Raw genomic sequence first — 5284 nt, 5'->3', positions numbered from 1 at the left:
GGCGGTCCTGGCGACCGTGCGGCCGCCGCCGTCATGCTGATGACCGTAGCCGCCTCCTATGCCGTCGAGGATCTGACATGGAACGGGCTCTACTTCGGTCTGATGCTCGTCGACAGCCTGGCCTTCGTGGCGCTGTGGCTGATCGCAGAGCGTGCGGGTCGCTGGTGGATCGTTCTGGCGTCTGCGTTTCAGCTTGTGGGTGTTCTGGCCTACTGCGCCCCGCTCCTGTCGTCGGAGCCTCTGGCATGGGCGCTGTTCACGCTGATCTGGGGGCTGTGGTTCCTGATCGTGCTCACATTATTTTTTGGCGTCTGGGAGGTCGAGGCCGACCGGCGCTACGCCCTGGGGGGGCGAGATGGCTCGACACTGGACGATGGAGGCCGCGCGCGCGCTGCTCCGTCAATGGAATGACAATCGGCTGGAGGCCTCCGTTCGTGAAGGAGGGCTGACGGTTGAATTGGGCGCGCTTGAGGTCTGGCTTTTGGAGCAGCGGCCGGAGACCTTGGCCGAAGCCGAGCGTCTTCTGGATCTGATCACGTCGCATCAGAGCGGCGGCGGCCGGGGCCTGGAGGAGCTCTGCCGGGTCGGCGGCGCGGTCCGCAATGATGTTGATTTCCACCGCAGCCGGGTGGAGCACAGCTTCGCTCCGCGCGCTTCGGGACCGCTGGCCGGGCGGGCCTGAAAGTCATCGTTTGATGATCGTCGGCGGGGGTTCCGCCCCGCCGACGGGGCTGTTACATCCGCTGACAGTCCGCGACGAAGCCTTGCGCCGTCGCTCCGCAAAGCGGTTTTTCCTCCCATGATTTCTGCTGTTCGCGCCGCGTCTCTCGCGTCCGCCTCCTTGTCCGTGCTCGCTTTCGCCGCGCCCGTCATGGCCGAGGCGGCCATTGACGAAGGACCGACCCAGGTGTCCGAGATCGTGGTGACGGCCGAGCGGCGCGAGGCGCCTCTGGCGGCGACGCCGCTGTCGCTGACGGTGGCGAGCCAGCCCCTGCTGGACGGCGTCGGCGTGCGCGACATCAAGGATCTGCAGATCCTGGCGCCGGGCCTGATCGTGGCCTCGACCTCGAACCAGACCTTCACCACCGCCCGCATCCGCGGCGTCGGCACGGTGGGCGACAATCCGGGCGTCGAAAGCTCGGTCGGCGTCATGATCGACGGCGTCTATCGCCCCCGCAACGGCGCGGCCCTGGGCGATCTGGGCGAGGTCGAGCGCGTCGAGGTGCTGAAGGGCCCGCAGGCGACCCTGTTCGGCAAGAACACCTCGGCGGGCGTCATCAACGTCGTCACCGCCGCCCCCTCGTTCGACGCGCGCATGGCGGGCGAGGCGACCTTCGGCGACTATGGAACGCACGGCGGCTCGGTCTCCCTGACCGGCCCGATCGTGGACGAGGTTCTGGCCGGGCGGCTGTATGTCGCCGCGCGTCGCCGCGACGGCCTCTATGACGTGAAGATCGGGGAGGGCCCGCGCACCTCGACCGACGATCAGACCGAACACTACGACACCGTGCGCGGTCAGCTGCTGTGGCGCGCCACGCCGAACCTGACCGCCCGCCTGACCGCCGACTGGACCGAGCGGGACGAACGCTGCTGCGTCGGCGTGCAACTGGTCACGGGCGCCACCGCGCCCCTGCTGGCGACCTTTGCGCCCGACGGCGGCGTGGCGGCGACGCCGAAGCCGTGGGATCGCACAGCCTATTCCAACCGCGACACCAACACCCGCATCCGCGACAAGGGCCTGGCCCTGCATCTGAGCGCCGATCTGGGCTGGGCGAGGCTGGACAGCACCTCGGCGGTGCGCGACTGGCGCGGCGTCATCAGCCAGGACTGGGACTTCACCTCGGCCGACCTAGCCTATCGCCCGGACGACGGCAGCTGGTCGAACCGCTTCCGCACCCTGACACAGGAGTTCCGCCTGTCGGGCCAGCGCGGAAAGCTGGACTGGTCGGCCGGCGCCTTCTTCGCCGATGAGAAGCTGACCCGTCGCGACAGCCTGTTCTACGGCGCCGATTACGAAGGCTATGTCAGCCGCCTGCTGTCGCGCTCGGCGTCGGACCCGCTGGGCGACCCGGCCTTCGTGTCGAGCATCACCGGGCTTTCCGTCGGCCAGAGCTTCGTCGAGGGCGAGGGCCAGTTGGACCGCTACTGGCAGACGGCCCGCAGCGCCGCCCTGTTCGGCCAGCTCTCCTACGCCGTGACCGACCGGCTGACTCTGGCCGGGGGGCTGCGCCGCACCCATGAGACCAAGGAGATGACGGCCGCCTATCACAACACCGACGGCGGCCGCGCCTGCGCGGCGGCCCTGGCCAACGGCGTCCGCAACGCCATCCTGTGCCTGCCGTGGTCGAACCCAGCCTTCAACGGCCTGAGCCAGTCCGAGACGGTCAAGGACGAGGCCTGGACCGGCATGGCCCGCGCCGAGTTCAAGGCGGCCGAAGGAACGCGCCTCTACGCCTCCTGGTCGCGAGGGCGTAAGAACGGCGGCTTCAACCTGGACCGGGGACAGACCAATCTGGTCCCCGACGCCTCGCGCGCCTTCCCGGCCGAGAGCGCCGACGCCTTCGAGGCGGGGATCAAGAGCGTGATGCTGGACCGGCGCCTGCTGGTCTCGGCCGCCGCCTTCCGCCAGACCTATGACGACTTCCAGCTGAACACCTTCCTGGGCACGACCTTCCTGGTCCGCTCCATTCCCGAGGTGCGGGCCAAGGGCGTCGAGGCGGACTTCATGTTCCTGCCGTTCGAGGGCCTGTCGCTGCAGGGCGGCCTGACCTACGCTCAGACGGAGTATGGCGACGACGCGGTGCCGGGCCTGCCGCTGCTGGCGGGCAGGCGGATGAATTTCGCGCCGTTGTGGAGCGGGTCTCTGGCTGGAACCTATGAGCGGCCGGTGGCGGCGGGGCTGACCGGGCGGGTGACGCTGGCGGCCAAATATTCGTCGGAATACAACACCGGCTCGGACCTGGACCCGGCCAAGAGCCAGCCGGGCTTCTGGCTGGTCGACGGCCGCGTCGCGCTAGCCCGCGATGACGCCTGGAGCGTGGAGTTGTGGGGCCGCAACCTGTTCGATCAGGACTATCGCCAGGTGGCCTTCGGCGCGCCGTTCCAGACGGGGACGCTGGGCGCCTTCCTGGGGGCGCCGCGCACGGTGGGCGTGACCCTGCGGATCATGCGCTGATGATGGGCGAGGGGAGCAGGCGGGAGACCGCCCGCTCCCCCCTTCCACTGATGCAAAATGGCCTCCACCTGACGGCATATTGCGTCTGCGAAAGCTCCCGAGGACGGCAAGCCTTGACTTGAGACCCGCCTGTCCCAGATAGGCGGCATCAGAGGACGACCTCTCCCATCTTGGGCATGACGCTGGGACGACCCGGCACGCCATGCAAGGGAGCAAGTCATGGCCTGGATCTTCCTTCTTCTCGCCGGTCTGTTCGAGATCGTCTGGGCCTTCCTGATGAAGGCCTCCGAGGGCTTCACCAAGCCCTGGCCGACGATCGGCACCATCGGCTTCATGATCGTCAGCTTCGGCCTGTTGTCGATCTCGATGAAGACCCTGCCGCTGGGCACCGCCTATGTGATCTGGACCGGCATCGGCGCCGTCGGGGCCTTCGTGGTCGGCATCGCCGTGCTGGGCGAGCCGGTCACGCCGATGCGCGTCATCGGCGCCGTCCTGATCGTCAGCGGCCTGGTTGTGCTGAAGCTCGCCTCCAGCCATTAATCACGGCGACAGCCTCGGAGCTTCGCCATGGAATTGATCGTCGGACCGCGCCTCTTCTCCACCTGGTCCTTGCGGCCGTGGCTGGTGTTGAGGCGCGCGGGCGCCGTCTTCGACACGCGCGAGGTCTGGTATCGCTCCGAGGCTGAAAAGGCTGAGCTGCGGCGCCTGTCGCCCTCGGGCTTCGTGCCGCTGCTGAAGGTCGAGGGCGAGACGATCTGGGACACCCTGTCTATCAGCGAATGGGCGGCCGAACGCTATCCCGAGGCGCATCTATGGCCGGTCGATCCGATCGCGCGCGCCCTGGCCCGTTCGGCGACGGCCGAGATGCACTCCGGCTTCCACGCCCTGCGCGACCTGTGCGGCATGGGGCCGGATCATCCGATGGCCGGGGATGCGCGCAGCCCGGCGCCGTCCGATCCGGGCCTGGACCGCGACCTGGCGCGTCTGGTCGTGCTGTGGCGACAGATGCGCGACCGCTTCGGCGCGGACGGGCCGTGGCTGTTCGGCGACTGGTCGATCGCCGACGCCTTCTTCACGCCCGTGGCGGCGCGGGTGCGCCACTATCAGATCGACCTGTCGGCTCACGGCGACGACGGGACGGCCGCCGCCTATGTCGCCGCCCTTCTGGCCCAGCCGCACTTCCGCGAGTGGGAGGCGGCGGCCCTGTCATCTAACGTTGATTAACCGATCCTGAGAACGCGGGTTTAAGAGAGCGGACTTATAGTCCAGCTTGTTCTCGGAGGGGCGGAGCCATGCGTACGATCAGCAGGAACACCGACTGGGGCCGCACGGCCAGAGCCTACGCCCTGGCGGCGGTGGTCATGGCCCTGGTGTGGACGTCGCTTCTGACCCTGATGGTCTGAGGCGTCTTATCGCGCTTCAGCGCGAGCCGCCGCCCAGCACGGCCTCTGCCACCTGCAAGGGGGCGGGGGGCGGCGCGACGTAATCCAGGCGGATCGGCACGGCGCGCGCGCCTGAGGCCACGGCGTCCAGCGTCTTCACCGGCCCGCCCATCATGCGCTGATAGATCCAGTAGGCCGCGACGACCTTCTCGACGTATTCGCGCGCCTGAGGCACGTCGATGGTCTCGATCAGCAGCAGGGGATCGGCGTCGGCGCCCAGCTTGCGGATCGCCGCCAGCATCGGCCCCGGCCCGGCGTTGTACGAGGCCACCGCCTTCAGCAGATCGCCCTGGAAGGACTCGATCTGGAACAGGCGGTTCACATAGTCCTGGCCCAGCTTCATGTTCACCGCCGGGTCCAGCAGGCGCTGGGGCGTGCGGACATAGCCCTGGTCGCCGGTCATGTGGGCGGCCGTGGTCGGCATGACCTGCATCAGGCCATAGGCGCCGGCGCCGGAACGGGCGTTGGCGTTGAAGTCCGTCTCCTTGCGCGCGATGGCGTAGACGAGGGCCTTCTCGATGGTGAAGCCGCCCATGGGCTGCAGGTCCGGCATCGGATAGCGGACGGCGTCGATGCGGCTGGCCTCGGACTGGGCGGCGCGGCCGGGCGCGACCAGGCGATACAGGCCGACCCACATCTGGCGCGCGGCGCTGTCGCCGCTGGCGGC

At 68.8% G+C, this 5284-nt stretch carries 6 protein-coding genes; 5 read left to right on the top strand and 1 reads right to left on the bottom strand.

Features of this window, described 5'->3' with window-relative positions; genetic code table 11:
• The 5 genes from BDIM_RS12180 to BDIM_RS12160 all read left to right on the top strand — a co-directional run.
• Positions 1–411: hypothetical protein (locus tag BDIM_RS12180; protein WP_169312148.1), on the top strand; the 411-nt coding region annotated here is incomplete at its 5' end.
• The gene (locus BDIM_RS12175; protein ID WP_003165892.1) at positions 374–682 is read left to right on the top strand and encodes a hypothetical protein; all 309 of its coding nucleotides are present in this window, start codon (positions 374–376) and stop codon (positions 680–682) included. The genes BDIM_RS12180 and BDIM_RS12175, both read left to right, overlap by 38 nt.
• Positions 683–799: 117 nt before the next feature.
• Positions 800–3175 carry a TonB-dependent receptor gene (locus BDIM_RS12170; RefSeq protein WP_040346064.1) on the top strand — a complete coding sequence of 792 codons (2376 nt, stop codon included), beginning with the start codon at positions 800–802 and terminating at the stop codon, positions 3173–3175.
• A gap of 219 nt (positions 3176–3394) precedes the next feature.
• Entirely contained in the window at positions 3395–3715 is a 321-nt protein-coding gene (locus BDIM_RS12165) for a DMT family transporter (protein ID WP_003165889.1), read from the top strand.
• 27 nt (positions 3716–3742) lie between these two features.
• Entirely contained in the window at positions 3743–4399 is a 657-nt protein-coding gene (locus BDIM_RS12160; protein WP_003165888.1) for a glutathione S-transferase, read from the top strand.
• A 195-nt stretch (positions 4400–4594) separates the two neighbouring features.
• Here the strand turns inward: BDIM_RS12160 and BDIM_RS17630 are convergent.
• Positions 4595–5284: lytic transglycosylase domain-containing protein (locus BDIM_RS17630; protein WP_040346947.1), on the bottom strand; the 690-nt coding region annotated here is incomplete at its 5' end.

The organism is Brevundimonas diminuta ATCC 11568, assembly GCF_000204035.1.
In the GTDB taxonomy this organism is placed as follows: Bacteria; Pseudomonadota; Alphaproteobacteria; order Caulobacterales; family Caulobacteraceae; genus Brevundimonas; species Brevundimonas diminuta.
The sequence above is the reverse complement of the archived record's forward strand: the minus strand, read 5'-3'. Positions and strand labels throughout refer to the sequence as shown.